This window comes from Paenibacillus apis (genome assembly GCF_018333295.1).
GTDB lineage: Bacteria > Bacillota > Bacilli > Paenibacillales > Paenibacillaceae > Fontibacillus > Fontibacillus antibioticophila.
The window spans coordinates 240,778-264,877 of record NZ_BORS01000008.1 but is presented as its reverse complement, the minus strand read 5'-3'; the positions used below and the strand labels follow the sequence as shown (position 1 = coordinate 264,877).

Sequence of the window (24,100 nt, the reverse complement as noted above, 5' to 3'; positions counted from 1 at the left end):
CAACCCCTTTAGGGGTAGCTAAAAAAGTAGTGCGGTTGGCGGATCATTCAGTGCCCTTTCAGGGCTGGCCAGTAACAAAGGCTTTCAGCCGCAGAGCAAACCACCCGTTATACGGGTGGTGCTGATTCATTTTTGCCATATTTATTGTGACTCCACGCACAAACATTAATTTGTCCATCCTGCAAACTAAACAAAGGGATTGTGAAATTATACACTTGAAATGTGAAAAATATCACAATTAATTTAAAATTTCAAATGTATAATTTGTATGTAATCTGAAGGAGCGGAGCTCCAATAGAGAACAACGAGGTTGAGGAGGTAGTTCTACGATGAACGCAGCAAAAGAGAAACTGGTGGTAATTGGAAACGGGATGGCCGGAATCAGCACCGTGGAGCAAATTTTGAAGTTGACTACGAAATTCGATATTACTGTCTTTGGGAGCGAGCCTCACCCGAACTATAACCGGATCATGCTGTCCTATGTGCTTGAAGGAAGCAAGACCATCGACGATATCGTCCTGAATGATCTGCAGTGGTATGAAGATAACGGTATTAAGCTCCATATGGGTACGGCTGTATCCAGAATCGATGAGCAGAGTAAGGAAGTCGTAACCGAGCAGGGCATGAGAGTTCCTTATGATAAGGTGTTGATCGCAACAGGCTCGAATTCATTCATTCTGCCAATCCCAGGCAGCGACAAGGAAGGTGTTGTCGGCTTCCGGGATATCGCGGACTGTAATCAGATGCTGGAAGCGGCGAAAAATTACCGTAAAGCAGCTGTCATCGGCGGAGGGTTGCTGGGACTGGAGGCGGCAAAGGGTCTGGTTCAATTGGGAATGGACGTCACGGTGGTTCACCTGATGGAGGACTTGATGGAGCGTCAGCTTGATCATCAGGCCGCATCCATGTTGAAGGCAGAGCTGGAGCGTCAAGGCATTAAATTTAAAATGGGCGCGCAAACGTCCGAGCTTCTGGGGGATACCCGGGTCAGCGGATTGCGTTTTGCCGACGATACGGTGCTGGAAGCGGAATTCGTCGTGATGGCAGTCGGTATCAAGCCGAATGTGGCTGTAGCCCGGGAAAGCGGCATCGCCGTCAATCGGGGGATCATAGTGAATGACTATATGCAGACTTCGATGGAAGGCGTCTATTCCGTAGGTGAGTGCACGGAGCACCGGGGAATCTGTTACGGCCTGGTAGCGCCGCTATTTGAACAAGGCTCTATTCTTGCAAAGCATATCTGTGGAGTGGATATCGCCCCATATGAGGGGTCCGTCATGTCCACGAAGCTGAAAATATCAGGTGTCGATGTATTTTCTACCGGCGTATTTATCGATGGACCGGAGCATACGGTCATTTCCAATAAAGATGACTGGAAACGCACCTACAAGAAAATCCTGCTGCAGGACGGTATCATCGTAGGCGCAGTATTGTTCGGTGATATCGATGATGCAAATGAGCTTCAGAAGCTGGTGAAGAACAAAGCAGAGATGACCGACGAGCTGTATGCTTCTCTGATGGGTACAGGTTGCAGCGGAGGCGGAAAGAAGACAGCTGCTGTTGAGACCATGCCGGATGAAGAGATCGTCTGCGGCTGTAATGGGGTAACCAAAGGAACGATTGTAGATGTCATTACCAATCAAGGCTTGACTACTGTCGACGAAATCAAGGCTTGTACCGGGGCGACCCGTTCTTGCGGAGGCTGTAAGCCCGTTGTAGAGCAGATTTTACAGTATGTGCTTGGCGACGGCTTTACTGCGGCTGCCAAGCAGGGCATCTGCGGCTGCACCACCCTGAGCCGGGATGAAATCGTGGCCGAGATTCAGGAAAAGGGTCTGCAGACGACGAAGGAAGTCATGAACGTCCTTGGATGGAGCCAACCGGAGGGCTGCTCGAAATGCCGTCCGGCACTGAACTACTACCTTGGAATGCTGCATCCTGACACCCATGAGGACGAGAAACCATCCCGTTTTGTTAACGAGCGGATGGCGGCCAATATCCAGAAGGACGGAACGTATACAGTCGTGCCGCGGATGTATGGTGGAGTTACAACGCCGGAGGAACTCAAGCGCATTGCAGACGTATCGTTGAAGTATGATGTGAAGGTTGTCAAGGTAACCGGCGGTCAGCGTCTTGATCTGATCGGCGTGAAGAAGGAAGACCTGCCTAAGGTATGGGAAGAGCTGGATATGCCTTCCGGTTATGCCTATGCCAAGTCGCTCCGTACCGTAAAAACCTGCGTAGGCTCGCAGTTCTGCCGCTTTGGAACCCAGGATTCCATGGGGATGGGCGCGATTCTGGAGCGTAAGTTCGAACGGCTTGATTTCCCGGCCAAATTCAAGATGGCAGTTAACGGCTGTCCGCGGAACTGTGCGGAATCATGCACGAAGGATATCGGGATCGTCGGAAATGATGGCGGATGGGAGATCTTTGTCGGCGGGAATGGTGGTATCAAGGCACGTCTTGCAGATCCGCTCTGCAAGGTGAAGACGGATGATGAGCTGATCGAAATTGTTGGCGCAATTATGCAGTACTATCGTGAGAGCGGCAATTACCTAGAGAGAACTTCGGAATGGGTGGAACGGATCGGATTAGATGCGATTAAAGCGAATGTCGTTGATGATCACGAGAACCGGAAGGCATTGATGGAACGAATCGAGTTCGCACTGCAGCAGGTAGAAGACCCTTGGAAGAAGATGCTGAATGATACCGAGCATCGGGAGAAGCTGTACAATCGCCTGGAAATGAGCAATCAGCTGTAAATCGTGACATGGAGAGGAGAATGAAATATGAACATGGAGAAAGAGAGCAATCTGAAATTCTATGCCGCAGGGTCAGTGGATGAGTTCCTCCTGCAGATCGGGCGGGTCGTGGAAATCAACGGGCAGGAAATCGCCGTCTTCCCGCTTTCCGATGGACGGATCTTTGCCGCTGTGAACCAGAGTCCGCATCCGAAAGGCGGGCCGCTTGCGGAAGGGATCTTGTCGGGACATTACTTGTATGATCCGCTGTACGACTGGAAGATTGACTTGACTACCGGGTTGGTGCAGGCTCCCGATACGGGCCGGGCTAGCATGTGTCCGGTGAAGGTAGAGAACGGTCAAGTATGGATCGCATTGGAGCAGCAGCTCCAAACGACATAAACGGAGGGGATCTCCATGTTTACACAAAATGTTGAAGCCATCGTAGAAGCCGCGGTTAAAAAAAGAGACTTGATGAACGAGAGCCTGCCGAGATATATGGTGGCAGCCATGCTAGCCGGCGCTTATGTCGGCCTCGGAATTATTCTGATCTTCTCGGTGGGCGCACCGCTTGCAGCGATCAAGTCGCCGTTTCAGCCCATGGTGATGGGCATGTCCTTCGGGATTGCCCTGACCCTGGTTATCTTTGCAGGCTCCGAGCTCTTCACCGGCAATAACATGTTCTTTACGGCAAGCACCTTGGCGGGTAGAACGACAATCGGGGATACCGCCAAGAATTGGACACTGGTATTCCTCGGAAATCTTGCGGGGGCTGTTGTTCTCAGTCTCCTGATCGTCGGCTCCGGGCTATTCAAGGCTGCGGGGCCGGAGCATCTGATCTTTGCCGCATCCGCTAAGAAGATGGGAGCCCCCGTCATGGAATTGTTCTTTCGCGGCATTTTGTGTAACTGGCTCGTCTGTCTTGCGATCTGGATGAGCAATCGGGCCAAGGACGATATCAGCAAGCTGATTCTGATCTGGTGGTGTCTTTATGCCTTTATCGCAAGCGGCTATGAGCACAGTGTAGCGAATATGACGCTGCTCAGCCTTTCCTTGCTGCTACCAAATCACCCGGATACCGTTACGCTGGCCGGCTGGCTGCATAATATGATTCCGGTGACACTCGGCAATATCGTTGGCGGCGCCATCTTCGTCGGTATGGCTTACTGGTTCATCTCACCGGTTCGCAAGAAGGAGAAGGCACGTAAAGCGGCTTAAGTCATCTGCGTACTGGGGGCAACGTGTGAAGTGTGCTTACGAAGTAGCTTTCTTACAGAAAGCTTGTAACACTTCACACTTATACCCTTTTAACGCAGATTCTTCGGCTTTATAGGTACCGGATGCACTGGACTCTCTATGAGACTGAAGGGCAGGCGTGTGGTGACACCCGTACCGTCCCACCGCGCGCTGGGAGCTGTGCGTGGTGCAGTACAAACAGTAGATAGACACACCGCATCATCATTGGGTGATACCCCAATTTGCAACAAGCCGACAGAGCAAGGGTTATTCAAGTAGATTATGCATAATACCGACCAAGTACGCATGAGTTACCTTGCACCGAGCGCAGCTTCCAGCGCGTGGTGTTTTGCGGTATGACGGTGATCGGTCGTCCGCATGAAATATGAATCTTACGCATACAGTGAAAAAAGTTACCTTAAATTCAGTGGAAATGATAGAAATGCGGATATAGTGAAATTTTTTCGCTTAAAGTGGGCTATACCGTGGTTTTAACTAGATACTGGAGCTCTAAGGTAAATTTTTTCACTAAAATTGGATTCGAGTGCCGAATGAAGAATTTAAGGTAAGAAATTTCACTGGAGCATGACCGGAATGAGGCTGAACAAGTGGGATGAGTAAAGCTCGGAACAAGACTGGAAGGTCTAGTCGGATAACGAAGTTCCGCGTTCCGCACAAGGCCGAAGCAATGTGCGACTGGGGTAACTCCAGGTGCCAGTGTTCCATGGGGCTGTGCGTAAACTGAATCGCGCAGGCCTCCATTTGTGATGCCTAGCCTAAGGCGGGCCTGGCAGCAAGGGGAAGTTGGGAGAAGGCTATTGGCGCGCGGAGTATCCTGCTTGCATGCCACAGGCTTCAAGCTTACTGTAATGCTATCGTGGCGCAGTCATGTGCAGTTAGCATAGCAGTTGAACTCATAAGGCGAAGTAGCCAGGGCAAAAGTATGAAGGTAAAGGCTTTCTGCAAGAAAGCTGCTTCGAAAGCATAGAGCGTCAGCGTATTGCACACTAACACAAACAGGGCGTCCCGACAAAACAAGTCTGTTGGGCGCCCCTTTTTAGTAGTTTGTTACGCCACCAGCGAGGAGAGACTAGATCCGGCAGATTTCATTCGGACAGAGCTCGCAGTGACAAATATCCTGCAGCATCACCAGGTCCTTAATAACAATCATGCCGTTATCATACTCCAGCGCATCCTTCTTACGAAGATCACTCAGCATCCGGTTGACGCTTTCACGGGTTGCGCCAATCATATTGGACAAATCCGTATGGGTGATTTTCTTATTGATTAGAATGTTCTCCCCATGCTGTTCACCGTAAGTATTGCTTAGACGAATCAGAGTAGAGCAAAGCGCGCCCGGCTTCCCGTACATCATCAGGTCGCGGAATTTCGTCTGTGTCAATCGGTGATGGATCCCCATCCATTTCATGAAATCAATCGCAAAATCGCAGTGCTGGCAGATCATGATCTCCAGATCCTTCTGCTCGATGACGCCAACCTCACTGTCCTCAATGACTTCAGCAGTGAAGCTGTGCTTGGTGCTAAAGAAAGGATCCGCCTGACCCACCATATCTCCGCGGCCGTACATGTAGAGGATCAGCTCTTTGCCTTCATCGGTAGACTTGGTCAGCTTGACGCGCCCGCGTTTAACATAAAATAGTTTATCGGAAAAGTCGCCTTCCCAGAAAAGATGCGTTCCCTCAGGGTACGCTTTTTCTTTCATCGTGACAAGGAGACGGTTGAAGTTTTGCTCGGTAAAACAGCTCGTATTGCCGCGGGGCAGAGTGACGCTCATCATTTCGCTCATTATGGATTTCCCCTTTGTGTTCCAAATTTTTCTGAAAATTTTAAATTAATTATATAACTTTTTTAGAGTTTTGAGACGCTTAGAAGTCCTTAAAAAGTGTCGAAATTTCAACATTGTGACTAATTTCACTTTAATGGAGAAATGATATTTCTCACAATACAAGAAAAAGAATAAGGAGTCAAAGTCAAAAACTGTAAATTGCGCCTGAAAATTTGAACATTCTATTGAAAGTTTTCATTCACTTTAAAGTACGTGAAAAAATTCACTATACAAACCGAAAAAGCTGTGATATGCTTTAACCATAAAGAGAAGCGCAAAGCTTCACAAGGACACACCTTTAAGTGAAAAAAATCACTAACATAAGGAGTTGTCCATTCCACCTTAGGAGGATGAGAGAAATGGCCGTTAAGAACGAAGTGAAAGCAAACACGGAGCCTACCGCACAAGACTACATCCAGACATTGATCGACAAGGGGAAGAAAGCATCCGAAGCGTTCATGAGCATGACTCAGGAGCAAATCGACCAGATCGTACAGGCTATGGCACTGGCAGGACTTGACAAGCATATGTACCTTGCCAAGATGGCGGTCGAAGAAACCGGACGCGGCGTATACGAAGACAAAATTATCAAGAACATGTTTGCAACGGAGTATATCCACAACAGCATCAAATACAACAAGACCGTCGGCGTGATTGAAGATAATCCTTATGAAAGCTTCCAGAAGATCGCTGAGCCTGTCGGCATCATCATGGGAATTACGCCGGTGACCAACCCGACATCCACTACCATCTTTAAAGCGATGATCGCGATCAAGACACGCAACCCGATTATCTTTGGTTTCCATCCATCTGCACAACGCTGCAGTGCGGAAGCTGCCAAGATTCTGCTCGAAGCTGCCGTGAAGCATGGCGCGCCTGCAGATTGTATTCAATGGATCGAGAATCCTTCGATGGACCGTACCAATGCGCTGATGAATCATCCTGACGTAGCCTGCATTCTGGCAACTGGCGGATCCGCGATGGTTAAAGCGGCTTACAGCTGCGGCAAACCGGCGCTCGGCGTAGGTCCTGGTAACGTTCCTTGCTTCATTGAGAAGACCGCCGACCTGGATCAAGCGGTGAACGATTTGATTCTCTCGAAGACGTTTGACAACGGTATGATCTGTGCCTCGGAGCAAGCGGTTATTATCGAAGAACCTATTTTTGACCAAGTGAAGAAGAAAATGATCGCAAACGGCTGCTACTTCGTTAATAAGGAAGAGGCTGCAAAATTGACTGCCGGAGCTATCATTGCTGATAAATGTGCCGTAAATCCAAGCATCGTAGGTCAACCCGCTGTGAAAATCGCTGAAATGTGCGGTATCGATGTGCCTGCAGGAACGAAGATCCTCGTCGCTGAAATTGAAGGCGTAGGACCTAAATTCCCATTGTCCGCTGAGAAGCTGAGCCCGGTATTGGCCTGCTACAAAGTAAAAACAGCTGAACAAGGTATCGCACGCGCACTGGAAGTGGTCCAATTCGGAGGCATGGGGCATTCCTCGGTTATTCATTCCAATAATGAAGAGATCATTCAGAAATTCTCGGACAGCATGCCTACCTGCCGGATTTTGGTGAACCAGCCTTCGTCGCAAGGCGGTATCGGTGATATCTATAATACGAACCTGCCGTCCCTGACACTCGGCTGCGGATCTTATGGACGCAACTCGACATCGTCGAACGTAACGGCTATCAATCTGATCAACGTGAAAAGGGTGAATCGTCGTACCGTGAATATGCAATGGTTCAAAGTGCCGGATAAAATCTATTTCGAGAAAAATTCGACTCAATATCTTGCTAAAATGCCGGATATCAGCCGCGTATTAATTGTAACGGACCCGATGATGGTTAAACTGGGTTATGTAGAAAGAGTGGAGCACTATCTCCGTCAACGTCAAACGCCGGTAGCGATTGAAGTGTTCTCGGATGTAGAACCGGATCCGTCGACAACTACGGTTGAACGCGGGACTGAGCTAATGGCTAAATTCCAACCGGATTGCATCATCGCACTCGGCGGCGGCTCGCCAATGGATGCGGCCAAGGGCATGTGGCTGTTCTATGAATACCCGGATACGGATTTCCATAACCTGAAGCAAAAATTCATGGATATCCGCAAGCGGACTTACAAGTATCCTCGTCTGGGCCAAAAGGCAAAATTCGTAGCGATTCCTACGACGTCGGGCACAGGCTCGGAAGTAACGCCGTTCGCCGTTATTACCGATAAGATCAATGGCAACACCAAGTATCCGTTGGCAGACTATGAGCTGACTCCGGACGTGGCAATCATCGACCCTGAATTTGTATATAGCTTGCCTAAAACAGCAGTTGCTGATACAGGGATGGACGTATTGACACATGCGATTGAAGCGTATGTATCGGTGATGGCTAATGACTATACGGACGGACTTGCAATTAAAGCCATTCAACTAGTGTTCCAATACCTGGAGAAATCGGCGCTGACTGGCGACAAGCTGGCTCGCGAAAAAATGCATAACGCTTCGACACTGGCAGGGATGGCATTTGCGAATGCATTCCTCGGCATCAACCATAGCCTTGCGCACAAATGGGGCGGGCAGTACCATACCGCTCATGGTCGTACCAATGCGATCCTGATGCCGCATGTCATTCGCTACAATGCGAAGAAGCCAACCAAGTTTGCAGCATGGCCTAAATATACAAATTTTGTAGCCGATGAGCGCTACGCGGAAATCGCGCGGATCCTCGGACTGCCTGCCCGTACTACAGAGGAGGGCGTGAAGAGCCTGATCAACGCCATCCGCGATTTGAACAAGAAGCTCGGGATTCCTGCAAGCTTCCAGGAGCTTGGATTTGACGCAAGCGACTTCGAATCGCGGGTAGATTATCTGGCAGACCGCGCCTTTGAGGATCAATGTACAACAGCCAATCCTAAGCTGCCATTGGTTACGGAGCTGGCGGAGGTTTACCGCGATGCCTTCTACGGAAGATTTGAAGAATAAGTGAACAAATAGGATGAAAAAAGTGACAAATATCACCTCGAAAGTGATATTTGTCACAATCTTTATATGGGGATTATTATAATATAAAGCTATAAATGATCCCTAATAGAAAAGGTAAGTGCAGTGGATATAAAATGTATTCGCTGAGACTCACCAGTGTCAGAAATGTGAAAAGTATCACAAATTTTAGGGATCACAAGGCGCGGATATATAACCTTCAACCCGCGTACTTTAAACTATAAATGGAGGGAATAAAGATGTCGGTGATTGAAAGAGAAGTTCAAAAAACACAAGAAGTACAAACGGCGTGGAGAAGCTTCAAAAAAGGGAAATGGATGAGAGAAGTGAACACCCGCGATTTCATCGAGAACAACATCAGCGCATATGAAGGCAACGAGTCCTTCTTGGAAGGCGCAACTGACAACACTAAAGCACTGTGGGATATTATTTCCGATCTCACGAAGAAAGAAAGAGAAGCTGGCGGCGTGCTGGATGTAGATGTTCACAAGCCATCCATGATTACATCCCACAAGCCTGGATACCTTGACAAAGCTAAGGAACAAATCGTCGGTGTTCAAGGGGATGAGCCGTTCCAACGTACTATTCATCCTTTCGGCGGTATCAATATGGTTCTCAATTCCTGTAAGGCATACGGCTTTGATTTGCCGGAAGAAATTGTTGAACTGTTTACACATATCCGTAAAACCCACAACCAAGGCGTTTTTGATGCATATACCTCCGAGATGAGAGCCGTTCGTAAGGCCGGCATCATCACAGGTCTTCCGGATGCTTACGGCCGCGGCCGGATCATCGGCGACTATCGCCGTGTAGCTCTGTACGGTGTAGACTTCCTGATCAAACAAAAGAAAAACGAGCTGAAGAGCCTTGAGGTTGACGTTATTGATGAAGCTGTCATTCGTCTTCGCGAAGAGCTGTCCGAACAAATCCGTGCGCTGGACGAACTGAAGCAGCTTGGACAAATGTACGGCTTCGATATTTCCAGACCTGCTGAAAATGCGAAGGAAGCTTTCCAATGGGTATACTTCGGCTACCTGGCTGCAGTTAAAGAGCAAGACGGCGCTGCAATGTCCCTGGGACGCGTATCTTCCTTCCTGGATGCTTACATCGAACGCGATCTGACTGAAGGAACCCTGTCTGAAGAAGCAGCTCAAGAACTGGTTGACCATTTCGTTATGAAGCTTCGCATCGTTAAATTCCTGCGTACTCCTGAATATAATGATCTGTTCAGCGGCGACCCTACTTGGGTTACAGAATCGATCGGCGGTATGGCTGTAGACGGATCGACATTGGTAACGAAGAACAGCTTCCGCTTCCTGCACACCCTGTACAACCTGGGTCCTGCTCCGGAACCGAACCTGACTGTTCTCTGGTCCGAGCAATTGCCTGAAGCGTTCAAGAAATACTGTGCCAAGGTTTCGATCGAAACCAGCTCGATTCAATATGAGAACGACGACCTGATGCGTCCGATCTACGGTGACGACTACGGTATCGCTTGCTGCGTATCCGCAATGAAGATCGGTAAGCAAATGCAGTTCTTCGGAGCGCGTGCGAACCTGGCGAAAGCCCTGTTGTATGCGATCAATGGCGGTAAGGATGAAAAATCCGGCGCACAAGTCGGTCCTGAATACCCGGCAATTACTTCCGAATACCTTGAGTATGATGAAGTGATGAAACGCTTCAAGCCGATGATGGAATGGCTGGCTAAAACCTATGTAAATACCTTGAATGTAATTCACTATATGCATGACAAGTACTGCTACGAACGGATCGAAATGGCGCTGCATGACCGCGACATTCTCCGTACGATGGCTTGCGGTATTGCGGGGCTGTCGGTTGCAGCCGACTCCTTGAGCGCAATCAAACATGCCAAGGTTAAGGTTATCCGTAATGAACAAGGCATTGCTGTTGACTTCGAGACAGAAGGCGAGTTCCCTTGCTACGGAAACAACGATGACCGCGTTGACCAAATTGCCGTTAACCTGGTTGAATCCTTCATGGAAATGATTCGCAAGCACAAGACTTACCGTGATGCTCTGCCTACACAATCCGTATTGACCATTACTTCCAACGTAGTGTACGGTAAGAAGACAGGTACTACTCCGGATGGACGTAAGGCAGGCGAGCCGTTTGCTCCTGGTGCAAACCCAATGCACGGCCGCGATAAGAAGGGTGCGCTGGCATCGCTTAGCTCGGTAGCGAAGCTGCCTTACGAGCACAGCCTTGACGGGATCTCGAATACCTTCTCGATCGTGCCTAAGGCGCTCGGTAAAGAAGCGGAAATCCGCAAATCCAACCTTGTATCGATGATGGATGGATATTTCGGCAGCAACGCCCATCACCTCAACGTCAACGTGTTTGATCGTGAGCAACTGATGGACGCAATGGAACATCCTGAGAACTACCCTCAGCTGACCATCCGCGTATCCGGATATGCTGTTAACTTCATCAAACTGACTCGCGAGCAACAGCTCGATGTGATCAACCGTACCTTCCATGGTTCGATGTAAGGAGCTTCGGGTAGATTCGTAATAAATGCTGTTCAATAGTATAAATTGAGGCAGCCTAACTGGAAAGGGTGACGAAAGATGCTTAAAGGTCGCATACATTCATTGGAAACTTTCGGAACGGTAGATGGACCAGGTATTCGTTTCGTTCTCTTCATGCAGGGCTGCCTGCTGAAATGCCAATATTGCCATAACCCGGATACATGGAGCTTGACGGATGGCAAGGAGATGACTGTAGATGAGGTGTTGGCGGAAATTGAGCCATACCTCACCTACTATCGCTCCTCAGGCGGCGGCTTGACGGTATCGGGAGGAGAAGCAACCTTGCAGGCTCCTTTTGTTACCGAGCTGTTCCGTCAAGTCAAGAAGCGTTGGAACTTGCATACCACGCTGGATACGAATGGTTACAACGAAGGCGACAAGATCAAGGATCTTCTTGATGTAACGGATCTGGTTCTTCTTGATTTGAAGCACATCGATAATGAGAAGCACATCAAATTGACTAGCAAGCCCAATGATCGAATGCTTAGAATGGCTGAATGGCTGTCTAGTCATCATCGAAATATGTGGATCCGTTATGTGCTTGTACCCGGCATTAATGATGAGGAAGAGGATTTGGTCCGCTTAGGTCGGTTCATCGGCGGTCTTCAAGGTGTAGAGAAGCTGGAGATTCTCCCTTATCATCAAATGGGTGTATACAAATGGCAGGAGCTTGGCTGGGCATACCCGTTGGAAGGCGTGCCTTCCCCGACATCGGAACAAGTGGATTGGGCATATGCTATGATCGAGAAGGGTCGTCAGCAGGCAGAAGTAATTATGAATTAACAAAGTATAGCGATAGCGGTTAGGCTTGACTGTAGATGTCAGGTTTAACCGCTTTCTTGTGGTTAATAAGAAGAAATTATCCCTGATATAGAAAAATAACCTCCTGACGGATTTGAAATCGTTTTCTATAATAAGGGGTAGTAACTCTAAATTCAGGAGGGGTCCCAGAAAAATGAAGAAAGCCATACTTCCACTTCTCCTGCTGCTGATCCTCTCTTTTTCTACCCTGCTTGCGAGCTGCAATGATTCTCGTAACCCTGCATCCGAAAGTGAAGATCAAGGTCCGGTTGTGAATAATGAGGCTTTGAGCAGCGCAGAGCCGTTCGAGATTACGATCCGCCATACGCAGGTTGGAGATTCCAAGAAGTTCCGGCTTGCTCTGCTCGAGGAGGTCGTTGCCAAGACGGAGGCGGAAGTGCCCGGGCTGACAATCAGACTGGATGCAGTCGACTCCGAGGTGAACCGCAAGGAGAAGCTGAGGGGAGAGATGGCCGCCGGCAAGCCCCCGGAAGTATTTGATGTGTTCGGCAGCCCGGAGGCCCAGCTCTATGCCCGAGAGGGCCTGATGCTTGATCTTTCAGAAATTTTGAATGCGCTTGGCTTGAAGGACAAATTTACAACCTTGGCTTCATTTACACTGGACGGTAAAATATACGGTCTGCCGATCGGCGGATCCATTGAAGGTTACTTCTATAATAAAGATTACTTTGAGCAAAAAGAGCTATCGATCCCCCAAACGCTGGATGAGCTTGACAGACTGGCTGAAGAGATTCAAGCTGATGGCAAAATTCCGTTCGCCCAAGCCTCCAAGGATGCATGGATTCCTCTTATGACAACGAATAATCTATGGTCATATTATGCCGGCCCGGAAATTACCTATGGCTTTATGACCGGCGAGAGCCAGTGGAATGATGAAAGGATGGTGAAGGCGATTGCCAAGCACAAGGAATGGGTGGAGAAAGGCTACTTCAAAAAAGGGGAGCTGGGCCTCGAATATGCGGATATGCGGAACCAGATGATCACGGGGGAAGCGATCATGATGATGGACGGTTCCTGGGCGAACTCGGTGTTCAGAGATCCGGCTCAGGCTGGACCGATGGCGGGTAAGATCGGTTTTTTTAATATGCCTCCATTGAAGAAGGGGGATCCTGTTGTGGTTATGCAGGATGCGAATAATGGCTACGGGTTCTCCAGCGCGGTTGCTGACGATCCCCGGAAGCTGGCCGCCGTGAAGAGCTTTATTAAAAATATGTGGACCGAGGAAATGCAGCTTCGCGGCTTGAAGGAAGACGGTGTGCTGCCAGCAATCAAGATGGATCTGGAGCAGATGAGGACAACATCTGACGATGCGCTGATGCAGGATATTTTCACGGCGGTCAGCGAAATTGAGCTGTCCTTTCCGGCATATGATGCGCTTGTACAAGCCGAGGTAAATACGGCGCTGAGCATAGGCATACAGCAGATCATCGGCGGCGAGATAGAACCGGCTAAGATGCTTGAGCACATTCAAGCCGTTCAGAATACGGCTAATGCGCTTGAATAGAGCTAAGCAAGCGTACTACGAATTCGGGAGAAAAACGCTATGAACCTGCGAATCAAACTGTTTACCGCCTTCCTTGGGCTTGTCATCATTCCGCTGTTCATACTCGGTATTATTACCTTTCTGGTTACATTCAATTCGATTGAGACCAAGTATAGCCAGCAGGCGGAGTATTCGCTAAAGGCCATTGGCTACAGCATCAAGAATATATTTCAGGAGATGGATAATGTCACGGACAACGGCATCGCTACAGGGGTCTTCCAGGAAGCGCTCAGCTCTCAGGATCCGGATTCACAGGATTTAACGGCCGCAAGCCAGCTGGAACTAAATGCAAATCAGCGCAACTTCCGCTCTTTGCTGTATAGCCACCCTGCGATTGACTATGCTTTTTTGTACAATGTGCATGGAACCGGGGATTCTAATGTCATTTCTATCTTTAATAAAGAAAACTTCGAGACCTTGCCCTATGAGCAATTTCAGGAACATCCCCTCTACCAGGAAGTGATGTCCCTGAACGGGGTTCCCAAATGGATAGCGCCTCATGAGTATCCCGAATTAACCGGTTCGGAGGATGTGTTCACCCAGATTCGCCTGATTAAGGACCTGGGTACGTTTCGCAAGGTGGGCGTGCTGGTGGTTCAGATTAAAAATTGGGAGTTTGAAAGTATTTACCGCAACTTGACGATCGGGAGCAGGATGCAGGATACCCGTTTCTTCCTGGTCAATGACAACGGTCAGGTGCTTTACGACTTCCAGTCAGAGCTAAGCGGCGAGACGCTGGAGTCCGGCATTCAGTCCAAGCTCTCGGCAATCACAGAGTATTCCAGCTTTAAGGGGAAATTCGAGAATGAGGAAAGCGTCATTTCCATCTATCATTTGAAGGAATATAACTGGAAGCTGGTGTCTGTAACGTCATGGCACTATTTGTCCCAAGAAGTTACGACGTTCTCCAAGTGGTTTGTAGCTATTATTCTCATATGTGTGGTTACGGCCATGCTCTTTAATATTTTCTTTATGAACCGGATTACAGGGACAATAGGGGTCATAGTCCGCTTTATGAGAAAGGTTGAGAGCGGCGATCTGACGGCCAGGGTCGATGAGAAGGGCGATGATGAGCTTCTGCTGCTGCAGAAGGGCTTTAACAGCCAAATGGAGAAGATTAATGAACTGTTCCATCAAGTCAAACAGGAGCAGCTTCAGAAGGCCAATGCAGAGCTAAGAGTGCTGCAGGCGCAGATCAAGCCTCACTTCCTGTTCAACACACTGGAGTCGATTAATGTGCTGGCCGTGCAGAATGAAGGGCGGAAGGTCAGCGAGATGGTGGTGCGGCTGGCCAGCATTCTTCGCATCAGTATTCAGGACAAGGAAGAGATTCGCCTTGGGCTTGAAGTGGAGCATCTTCGGAGCTATCTTGAGATTCAAAAATTCCGTTTTGAAGAGCTGTTCGATTATGAGATTGACATTCCGGCAAGCATGATGAGCTGCAAGGTGATGAAGCTGACGCTTCAGCCATTGGTAGAGAATAGCATCCAGCATGGCTTCGAGGGCATCAATTACAGGGGCCAGATTAAAGTGACAGGCATGCTGCGGAATAATAGCATGGTGCTCCAGGTAGAAGATAATGGGATCGGCATGACAGGCAAACAGCTCTCATCCATTCAGTATGCCGACCCTGACCTAGATCTTCATTCCGTCTCTGTGTATCCCAATCATGAGCGGAGGGGGCTTGGGCTAAGGAGTGTGCATGACCGGTTAAGGCTGCGATATGGAAGCCGCTATGGTCTGTTCATCTGCTCGCAGCCCGGAGAAGGAACGATAATCCAGTGTGTGATTCCAATAACAGAATCGGGTGATCAGGGATGAAGCTGAAGGCGCTGTTGGTGGATGATGAAGTTCATATTTTAAACAACCTGTCAAAGGTATTGCCCTGGGAGGACATGGGCTTCGAGATTGTGGGATTGGCCAGAAACGGGGTGGAGGCGCTGGAAGCCGCCGTCTTGCATGCGCCGGACTTAATCCTATGCGATATTCGAATGCCGGTAATGGATGGGCTGGAGTTCATCGAGAAGGCCAGGGAGTGCAAGCTGAACAGTGAGATTATTTTGCTGACAGGCTATCAGGAGTTTGAGTATGCCCGGGTAGGCATCAAGTACGGGGTGAAAGACTATATCTGCAAGCCGATCAATTACTTCGAGCTGGAGGATGTGGTTAGGAGCATCGCTGCCCATATCCGTGAAGCCATAAGGAAGCAGAGCAAGGAGGAGTGGCTGGAACAGGCGGCGATGCTGTTTAACGAAAATTATATGCTGCATGCTTTACTAGGCCAGATGACAGACGAGAGGATGCAATGGCTCCCGGACGAGGAGCGGGGCGAGCAGCCATCGGTTGACGGCATGCTCCTGTTGGACCTGGAAGACTATGCGCGTTGCTCGTTGTCCTGGACCCCGCATGAACGAAAGACTTGGAATGTACATATCAAGCGGTTGTTGACCGAGCTGTTCAGGGAGCTTGTACCCAACTGCATGGTGCTGCAAGTGAGAGAGGGCGAATGGTGTCTGGTATTGCATTCCGCAGAGTGGCAGAGTGTCACCCGCGAGCAGCTCGCAGAAATGCATACCGTGCTGATGAACGAGGTCCGGGAGACGCAGCCCGAGCTAAGCCTGCGGATGTGTGTCAAGCAGGAGTCTGTTCCACTGCGTGAGCTGCCTGCTCTTTATCAGCGTATGCAGAAGCTGTTCATCTTACATTCCCCGGATCAATGGATTGTGAATGCGAATGGCTTGCTGCCCGAGCGGAATGAAATACAGGCAGAAGATGGGATGCAAGGATGGCGGTTCACGGAATTGATGACGAATGGACTAAGGAACGGCAATCCGGATATGCTGCTTCGCGTATCCTCCGAGCTTAAGCATTATATCGCCCACTCCGTCGAAAGCTCAGGCGCTCATGCAGAGAAGCTCCTGCATTATCTGCTCATACATCTGCTTCGGGAGATGCGTGAATTGCAAATGCTGGCTGCAGACCAAGAGAAGAAGGTTTGGGCGCTGCTTCAGGGAACGCTCAGCCTTAAGGAACTGCTTACGGTCATTCTGGCCATGCTTGATCAGTCCAGAGATTCACTGGCGGCCAAGAAATCCTCGGAGACCCTGATGATGACGGCTCAGAACTATATCCTGCAACATCTTGGCAAAGACTTCGGGATCCAGGATATTTCAGATTATTTAGGAATTAGCTGCAGTTACTTCTGCCTGTTGTTCAAAAATCACTTCGGAGAGACATTTGTTGAATATTTAACACGTCAGCGAATCGAAACAGCCAAGACCTTGCTCCAGAGCAGCAGTAAATCAATAACCAGCATCGGAGCTGTTGTCGGGTATCAGGAACGCAGGTATTTTACGAAGGTCTTTCAGAAATACACCGGAATGACGCCCTCGGAATATCGTTCCAGGGAATCAACCGTATCCTAATACTAAGAGGTGAGGGGCTTGAAATTGAATGAATCAGCCTGGTCGTTAGAGGAAAAGATTGGTCAATTGTTTATTTGCGGTTTCCATAGTCTTGAGGCGGATGAACAGATTTTGACCTTGATCAAGGACTACCATGTCGGGGGGACGGTGTATTTCCGGCGCAATATCGAGTCTGTGCCGCAGCTGGCCGCATTGTCCTCCGCTCTGCAGCGGCTTCCGAGGAATCATGCGGATGTTCCGTTATTCATTGCCATTGATCAGGAAGGCGGGATGGTTGCTCGTCTTGACCATGAGGGCATGAGCCGGATTCCGGGAAATATGTCTCTTGGCGCAGCCGGTGATCTGTCGTTAACGGAAGCTACGGCGCGGCTGGCAGCCAAGGAAATGCTGGCGCTGGGCATTAATTTCAACTTCGCGCCGTGCATCGATGTGAATAATAATCCGGCCAACCCTGTCATCGGAGTGCGTTCGTTCGGGGAGAACCCGCTAAAGGTAGCGGAGCATGGTGTGGCCGCAATTACAGGCTATCAGCAGCAGGGAGTTATCGCTACGGCCAAGCATTTTCCCGGACATGGGGATACGGCAGTTGATTCGCATCGAGGTCTTGCCTCGGTGCCTCACGATAAGGAGCGTCTGAACGCCGTTGAATTGCTGCCATTCCGGCATGCAATCGAGGCCGGGGTTGATGCGATAATGACTGCACATGTCATTTTCCCGGCATTTGAGCCGGATGGTATTCCAGCTACATTATCCCGGAAGGTACTGACGGACTTGCTAAGAACCGAGCTAGGCTATCAGGGGGTTATTGTTACGGACTGCCTGGAGATGCATGCGATTTCCAAGGAGAGCGGAATTGCCGAAGGGGCCGTCCAATCGCTTCAAGCCGGAGCGGACCTTGTGCTAGTAAGCCATACGCTGAGTGATCAAATTGCAGCGATTGAGGCCGTGAAGAAGGCAGTTAAAGAGGGCAGAATTACCGAGGAGCGGATTAATCAATCGGTAGAACGAGTTCTTCGGCTGAAGGAGCAAAGATTGGGGACGCCGACCTTTGAAGCGGGGAAGGAAGTCCCTGCGGCTCCTGTTCAGATGCCCTTGACTCCGGATGAGGAACATGTGCCGCTCCTTACACAAATTGCCGAAAAGAGCGTGACGCTAGTGAAAAAGGGCTCGAACTTCCCGCTGAATGCAGCGAAGCCCGTGCTTGTCGTCTGGCCGGAGCTTCGTCATCGGACTGAGGTCGATGAACCGGCAGTTCATCGCTACACCCTTGCTGATGCATTGGAGAAATGCGGAGTTCAAGTGGAGCTGGCGGTCATCGGCACGTATCCGGAGGATGAAGAGCTGGAACAGGTGTTGAATACAAGCCAGGCCTATGATCAGATTGTAGTTGTAACCTATACCGCAGAAGGAGCTTTGCCCGAGGGCCAAAAGCAGCTTGTTCAAGAGCTGTGCCGGATTCATGAAGACCGGGTCGTTGCAGTATCGACACGGAATCCTTATGACATTCATGAATTCCCTGAGGCAGAAACCTATCTCTGTCTTTATGAAAATCGTTCCTACGCTCTGGATGCGTTGGCTAAGGTGATTACAGGTCGTTTGCAGCCGACCGGAGTTCTGCCTGTTGGTCTGAACAGCAGCTACCCGGCAGGCTTTAGTTACACTCTTAACTAATAATTTCAGGCGATACATGCAAAGCCAAAACCGGCAGAATCGCGCGCTATAACGCGGTTTGTGCCGGCTTTTGCGTGAATACGGAACTTTTTGTCCAATGTTTGTGCTTGCATGCTATGATATTTGTAGAAACTTTTTCAGGGAAGATGCGTTTAAAGTATATGAGTCTACAGAAGAAGGTTCCAAAATGGGGGAGAGAGGGAGTATTGCCAGCATGAATTTCAAGAAAATGCTTATGACTACGATTTTGGTTGCTTCGCAGGTAGCCGCACTGGCTTTGCCTGTAAGTGCAGAGGAGAATGTGCCGGTCTCCAATTCGGCAAATGAGACGACGATTACCGAAGCGACATATGAGCAGAAGTCTCAGGCCGATTCCGGTGAGGAGGCTTCCTCGACAGATCCAGTGACCGATCCGGATACAGAGGGCGCTGGGACAGTTGAAGGTGAAGCGGGAGAGCCCGCAACAGAACAGGCAACAGAGCCAACAACAGAGGGGACGTCCAATGAAGGAGCCGTCATTTCCGGGGCTGCCTCTTCAAGCGGCGATGAATTGATCCTTTTGATGAACAGCAAGAAAATGTACCATAATGGTGTAGAATACCTCGCTAATTATCCCATGGAAGTAAAGGACGGAGTATCCTACGTCTCAATCCGGGCGATTGTCGAGCGGGCCGGATTCCAAATCTCTTACGACAGCAAGACCAAGGAAACCATTATTGTCCGCGGCAGCGATGAGCTTCGCTTCAAGCTGAATACGACAAGCTATAAAGTAAACGGTGTTACCTCCACGATGCGCGGCAAATCCTATTCCGTTCAGAATAATTTCATGGTGCCGTTGACTGCGATTACTCAAGCCTTGGAAATCCCGTATACATGGGACCAAAAGGGAAAGCGCGTCATTATGAATCTATCTACTAAACCGGTGGCAAGCTTTACGATCGGGAATAAAGAGGTCATTTCCGGAGAGACGATAGTTCAATACTTGCCTCAGTCATCTTCTCCTACAGGCCAGCAGATTGTCAGTGAAGAGTGGCAGGGCCGTCAGGAAACGTTCATGACGCCGGGGAACTACGTGGTCACTTATCGCGTCCAGGATGCAAGCGGCCAATGGAGCGATCCGTTCTCCCTGACGATTACCGTCGTGAAGCCGCATACTCCGCCAATAGCTAATTTTACAACGGATAAAGATACTTACAAGATGGGTGAGCTGATCACTTATATCGATGACAGTTCGGATGAGGTAGGAATCCAGGACCGCAATTGGGTAAATAATCAGCGTGCCTTTTTTAGCCCGGGTCCGGTATCTATTAAACTGACTGTAGTGAATGTATTTGGGCTTACATCGACGATCGAGAAGACCATCACGATTACGAATGAAACCCTCTATACGCGGGATGAATTCAACCAGCTCTATACTCCGGTCGGAGAAAAATATGGATTCGACGGAAAAGCGGTTCCGAGCTGGGACAAGGTTAATTATTCATATACTTCCAACGCAACTACGCTGATCCGAAGCAATAGCCCGGAGACGGTTTATTCTGAGGGTGTACTGTATCGGGAGACAGCCCTTGGCGCTACCCGGTTTATGATTCACCATGCGAATGCTACCGGCAAAAATGTGAAAATGTACGTAATTGCCACTAATAATAACGATGTTAGCGCCCGTTTGACCCAGAGCAACCTGGGCTTTGCCGGACCGAATCAATATGCAACCGGAGTGGGAAAAGCCTCCGTTGAACGTTATTATGATTCCATGCTGACCGGAAACCAGTATAAGGATATCTGGATTGCTCCGGGAGAAAGCAAGATCATCCTGAACGAGCTGAGCGCATCTAACATGAAAAATGGGGATGTCATCTCGTTGCTTGCAGATTTGCACAGCGACTCTACCCTTCAATATGATGTCATTATGATAGGCGCGGATAAGGATCCGATGGTATCGCTGCCTTATCTGAGCTTGCTGCCGCGTGATGTTCATAACCGCGGAACGTTTATGGATGCTACCAGAACGATTGAATATTCCGAAGAAATTGGTCTGACGCCTGTAAGACTGCTGCTTGGGGACAACTCAAGCGATCCGTTCCTTGCTGGGCAAGATACGATGTCTGCTGCTGAACCTGTTCTGAATGCCGGAAACTTCGGTGTTGTGTATAACATTACATTGAAGCGGGTTGCACCGAATACCTTGGTTACCTTCAATCCACGCGGCGGATTCTATACCGGCTGGATTCTGGTGAACGGGGTTCAGGTTCCGCTGTCTGCGACAACCGGATTGAATGCACCGAACGAAACGGCGGTTCTGTTCCGCACAGGTAATTACGAGCAGAGCTTGAATCTGGTATTCACTGCCGCTCCGGGAAGCAACCTTTCGGTCAATCTGCTGTTCCAGCAAATGCCTGCGAAGAAATAGATGATATAAGTTGAACCAATGATTGTACGTATTGGGCAACGTGTGAAGTGTGCTTACGATCGCTGTTGTTCGCGGATTTCTCTGACTGAACCAACTTATATAGCAATAATATTATTTACTAACGAAGCCGGCCCCTATTTCAGGGGCCGGCTTCGTTGACGCTGTGCGAAAAGTGCGGCATTATTAGAAGGAGGGCTGGGAAGCTGGACAGTCTTGAACGGAGGATGCGCACAATGAAGCTTGTCAGACGGAGCTTTCAGGCTCCGATTCGCTTTTACCGAAAATTCATCTCCCCACTGAAGCCGCCGACCTGCCGATTCTATCCTACTTGTTCGGCTTATGCTTTAGAGGCAATAGAAGTACATGGGCCATTGAAGGGAAGCTACCTGGCAGCGAGACGAATTGCAAAATGCCATCCCTTTCATCCGGGCGGGCTGGATCCGGTTCCGCCGAAGCGGCAAAAGGACGCGGCCCCTTGACATGTTGTGAGGAGTTTCTTAATATTAGATCATATTCGATACAGATTCGATGAACGGATAAGTACAGAGAAAGTGCGCCAGTTGCAGAGAGCCGGGGGAAGCTGAAAACCGGTCTGGAGCCGCTTTGGAAAATGGTCCTGGAGAACTGCTGTTGAGCCATCCTTGAGTTCTGTGGAGGTGAGGCAGCGGCGCTTAATCCGGCGTTACTGGTGCGGTCAAGCTTTGACCTGCCGAGCCCGCAGCCGTAAGGTGACGGGAAATTTGGGTGGTAACACGTGAGCAATCTCGTCCCATAGAGGGGCGGGTTTTTTTATTTTCTGAAATCAAGGAGATGAAGACATGTCAACAAAAAAGACGTATTACATTACGACTCCGATCTATTATCCGAGCGACAAGCTTCACATCGGTCATGCCTATACAACTGTGGCCGGTGACGCCATCGCCCGATACAAACGGCTGCGCGGATATGATGTGCGCTACCTGACCGGTACGGACGAGCATGGACAGAAGATTGAACGCAATGCGCTTAAGGCGGGCAAGACGCCGCAGCAATTCGTGGATGATATTGTGGCCGGTATTAAGGACTTGTGGAAGAAGCTTGATATTTCAAACGATGACTTCATCCGTACTACGGAAGAGCGGCATAAAACGGCGGTAGCTGATATTTTTGACCGTTTGGTGCAGCAGGGAGATATCTATAAAGGTGAATATGAAGGCTGGTATTGTACCCCGTGTGAATCATTCTTTACGGAGCGCCAGCTTGTGGACGGCAATTGTCCGGATTGCGGACGCCCGGTAGAACTGGTGAAGGAAGAGAGCTACTTTTTCCGAATGAGCAAATATGTGGACCGCCTGCTTCAATACTACGAAGACAATCCGGGATTTATTCAGCCGGAATCTCGCAAGAATGAGATGATCAACAACTTCATCAAGCCAGGGCTTGAAGATCTTGCCGTATCCCGGGCAACCTTCGATTGGGGCGTTAAGGTGAAGGGAGATCCGAAGCATGTCGTCTATGTGTGGATCGATGCCTTGACAAATTATATAACGGCACTCGGCTACGGCAGCGAAAATGAAGAGCTGTTTAACCGTTATTGGCCGGCAGATGTGCATTTGGTCGGTAAGGAGATTGTCCGGTTCCATACGATTTATTGGCCGATCATGCTGATGGCTCTGGACTTGCCGCTCCCGAAGAAGGTCTTCGGACATGGCTGGCTGTTAATGAAAGGCGGCAAGATGTCCAAGTCGAAGGGAAATGTTATGGACCCGCTTGTGTTGATCGACCGGTATGGACTGGATGCAACACGCTATTACCTGCTTCGTGAGGTTCCCTTCGGTGCTGACGGCTCCTTCACCCCGGAAAGCTTCGTACAGCGTGTGAACTCCGATCTGGCCAACGATCTGGGGAATCTGCTCAACCGGACGGTTGCGATGATCGGGAAGTATTTCGATGGCACCATTCCTGCGTTTAAAGCAGGTGTTACAGCTTTTGACGCGGAACTGGAGAAGCTGGCGCTTGAGACCGTCAGCAAGGTAGAAGAAGTTATGGAAAACCTGGAGTTCTCCGTGGCTCTATCTGCAATCGGTGCATTTATCAGCCGCACCAATAAGTATATTGATGAGACCCAGCCATGGGTACTGGCGAAGGATGAAGCCAAGCAGGAGGAGCTGGCTTCTGTCATGACGCATCTGGTTGAATCGTTGCGGATTGCATCGATTTTGCTGCAGCCGTTCCTGACGGAGGCTCCGGCCAAGATTTGGAGCCAGCTTGGTATTTCGGCAGGCGAATGGACGGAATGGGATAGCGCGAAGCAGCTGGGCGTCGTATCCGGCGGAACCAAGGTTGGCAAGGCGGAGCCCATCTTCCCAAGACTTGAGGCGGAGCAGGAAATCGAGTTTATTTCCAGCTCCATGGCCGGCGGAGCAGCGGCTGCAGAGACAGCTAAGCCAGAAGCTGCGGCGCCGCAAGAGGCTCAGGAGAAGCCGGATCTGAAGGAAGAAATCGGCATTGACGAATTTGCCAAGGTCGAGCTCCGGGTGGCTCAGGTTGTTGCTTGTGAGCCGGTGCCAAAGGCCGACAAGCTGCTAAAGCTGCAGCTTGATCTGGGATTTGAGCAGCGCCAGGTCGTCTCAGGCATCGCTAAGCATTACAAGCCGGAGGAATTGGTAGGACGCAAGGTGATTTGCGTGACGAACCTGAAGCCGGTGAAGCTGCGCGGAGAATTGTCGCAGGGCATGATACTTGCCGCCTCTCAAGGAGATCAATTGACACTCGCCACGGTACCGGACAGCATGCCGAACGGAGCGATTGTAAAATAAGGTTGTTATAGGCTGCCCGGAGGCAAGGGTGCGATCTGCATCTCTTGTCTTCGGGTTTATTTTCAC

General features: G+C 49.7%; 14 protein-coding genes. 13 read left to right on the top strand and 1 reads right to left on the bottom strand.

Features of this window, described 5'->3' with window-relative positions; genetic code table 11:
• Positions 1–329 precede the first annotated feature (329 nt).
• The 3 genes from nirB to KI362_RS13780 are packed head-to-tail and all read left to right on the top strand — an operon-like array spanning position 330 to position 3,959.
• A complete protein-coding gene (gene nirB, locus KI362_RS13790; RefSeq protein ID WP_301627769.1) occupies positions 330–2,762 on the top strand; it encodes a nitrite reductase large subunit NirB in 2,433 nt (810 codons plus the stop codon).
• Between the two features lie 33 nt (positions 2,763–2,795).
• Entirely contained in the window at positions 2,796–3,143 is a 348-nt protein-coding gene (locus KI362_RS13785; protein ID WP_374705664.1) for a nitrite reductase (NAD(P)H) small subunit, read from the top strand.
• Positions 3,144–3,158: 15 nt separating this feature from the next.
• Entirely contained in the window at positions 3,159–3,959 is an 801-nt protein-coding gene (locus KI362_RS13780; protein ID WP_301627765.1) for a formate/nitrite transporter family protein, read from the top strand.
• Between the two features lie 1,108 nt (positions 3,960–5,067).
• Here KI362_RS13780 and KI362_RS13775 read toward each other — a convergent pair.
• On the bottom strand, positions 5,068–5,784 hold the full coding sequence (locus KI362_RS13775) for a Crp/Fnr family transcriptional regulator (protein WP_044479150.1): 717 nt from the start codon (positions 5,782–5,784) through the stop codon (positions 5,068–5,070).
• Positions 5,785–6,182: 398 nt separating this feature from the next.
• Here KI362_RS13775 and adhE point away from each other — a divergent pair, with 398 nt between their 5' ends.
• The 10 genes from adhE (at position 6,183) to metG (ending at position 24,034) form a co-directional block, all read left to right on the top strand.
• Positions 6,183–8,798 carry a bifunctional acetaldehyde-CoA/alcohol dehydrogenase gene (gene adhE, locus KI362_RS13770; RefSeq protein ID WP_301627763.1) on the top strand — a complete coding sequence of 872 codons (2,616 nt, stop codon included), beginning with the start codon at positions 6,183–6,185 and terminating at the stop codon, positions 8,796–8,798.
• Between the two features lie 257 nt (positions 8,799–9,055).
• On the top strand, positions 9,056–11,326 hold the full coding sequence (pflB, locus tag KI362_RS13765) for a formate C-acetyltransferase (protein WP_301627760.1): 2,271 nt from the start codon (positions 9,056–9,058) through the stop codon (positions 11,324–11,326).
• 78 nt (positions 11,327–11,404) lie between these two features.
• On the top strand, positions 11,405–12,148 hold the full coding sequence (pflA, locus tag KI362_RS13760; RefSeq protein ID WP_044479147.1) for a pyruvate formate-lyase-activating protein: 744 nt from the start codon (positions 11,405–11,407) through the stop codon (positions 12,146–12,148).
• Between the two features lie 172 nt (positions 12,149–12,320).
• Positions 12,321–13,691 carry an ABC transporter substrate-binding protein gene (locus tag KI362_RS13755; protein ID WP_301627757.1) on the top strand — a complete coding sequence of 457 codons (1,371 nt, stop codon included), beginning with the start codon at positions 12,321–12,323 and terminating at the stop codon, positions 13,689–13,691.
• Positions 13,692–13,730: 39 nt separating this feature from the next.
• Entirely contained in the window at positions 13,731–15,551 is a 1,821-nt protein-coding gene (locus tag KI362_RS13750) for a cache domain-containing sensor histidine kinase (protein ID WP_301627755.1), read from the top strand.
• Positions 15,548–17,155, top strand: a complete 1,608-nt coding sequence (locus KI362_RS13745; protein ID WP_301627754.1) for a response regulator transcription factor — start codon at positions 15,548–15,550, stop codon at positions 17,153–17,155. The genes KI362_RS13750 and KI362_RS13745 overlap by 4 nt, the downstream gene beginning before the upstream one ends.
• A gap of 24 nt (positions 17,156–17,179) precedes the next feature.
• Positions 17,180–18,826, top strand: coding sequence for a beta-N-acetylhexosaminidase (nagZ, locus tag KI362_RS13740; protein ID WP_301627795.1), 1,647 nt, complete (start codon positions 17,180–17,182; stop codon positions 18,824–18,826).
• Between the two features lie 214 nt (positions 18,827–19,040).
• Complete coding sequence (locus KI362_RS13735; protein ID WP_301627752.1) at positions 19,041–21,236, top strand: stalk domain-containing protein; 2,196 nt, start codon at positions 19,041–19,043, stop codon at positions 21,234–21,236.
• A gap of 233 nt (positions 21,237–21,469) precedes the next feature.
• Positions 21,470–21,715 (top strand): membrane protein insertion efficiency factor YidD, encoded by a 246-nt coding sequence (gene yidD / locus KI362_RS13730; RefSeq protein ID WP_044479143.1) that lies wholly within the window; start codon positions 21,470–21,472, stop codon positions 21,713–21,715.
• A gap of 339 nt (positions 21,716–22,054) precedes the next feature.
• Positions 22,055–24,034: a methionine--tRNA ligase gene (metG, locus tag KI362_RS13725; RefSeq protein WP_301627750.1), complete on the top strand. Its 1,980-nt coding sequence runs from the start codon at positions 22,055–22,057 to the stop codon at positions 24,032–24,034.
• The last annotated feature ends 66 nt before the right edge of the window (positions 24,035–24,100 follow it).

Excerpts from the sequence above, each read along its gene's own strand:
- adhE (WP_301627763.1), top strand. The coding sequence starts at position 6,183 with ATGGCCGTTAAGAACGAAGTGAAAGCAAACACGGAGCCTACCGCACAA.
- pflB (WP_301627760.1), top strand. The coding sequence starts at position 9,056 with ATGTCGGTGATTGAAAGAGAAGTTCAAAAAACACAAGAAGTACAAACG.
- KI362_RS13775 (WP_044479150.1), bottom strand. The coding sequence starts at position 5,784 with ATGAGCGAAATGATGAGCGTCACTCTGCCCCGCGGCAATACGAGCTGT.
- KI362_RS13735 (WP_301627752.1), top strand. The coding sequence starts at position 19,041 with ATGAATTTCAAGAAAATGCTTATGACTACGATTTTGGTTGCTTCGCAG.
- pflA (WP_044479147.1), top strand. The coding sequence starts at position 11,405 with ATGCTTAAAGGTCGCATACATTCATTGGAAACTTTCGGAACGGTAGAT.
- KI362_RS13750 (WP_301627755.1), top strand. The coding sequence starts at position 13,731 with ATGAACCTGCGAATCAAACTGTTTACCGCCTTCCTTGGGCTTGTCATC.
- KI362_RS13785 (WP_374705664.1), top strand. The coding sequence starts at position 2,796 with ATGGAGAAAGAGAGCAATCTGAAATTCTATGCCGCAGGGTCAGTGGAT.
- nirB (WP_301627769.1), top strand. The coding sequence starts at position 330 with ATGAACGCAGCAAAAGAGAAACTGGTGGTAATTGGAAACGGGATGGCC.
- metG (WP_301627750.1), top strand. The coding sequence starts at position 22,055 with ATGTCAACAAAAAAGACGTATTACATTACGACTCCGATCTATTATCCG.
- yidD (WP_044479143.1), top strand. The coding sequence starts at position 21,470 with ATGAAGCTTGTCAGACGGAGCTTTCAGGCTCCGATTCGCTTTTACCGA.
- KI362_RS13780 (WP_301627765.1), top strand. The coding sequence starts at position 3,159 with ATGTTTACACAAAATGTTGAAGCCATCGTAGAAGCCGCGGTTAAAAAA.
- KI362_RS13745 (WP_301627754.1), top strand. The coding sequence starts at position 15,548 with ATGAAGCTGAAGGCGCTGTTGGTGGATGATGAAGTTCATATTTTAAAC.
- KI362_RS13755 (WP_301627757.1), top strand. The coding sequence starts at position 12,321 with ATGAAGAAAGCCATACTTCCACTTCTCCTGCTGCTGATCCTCTCTTTT.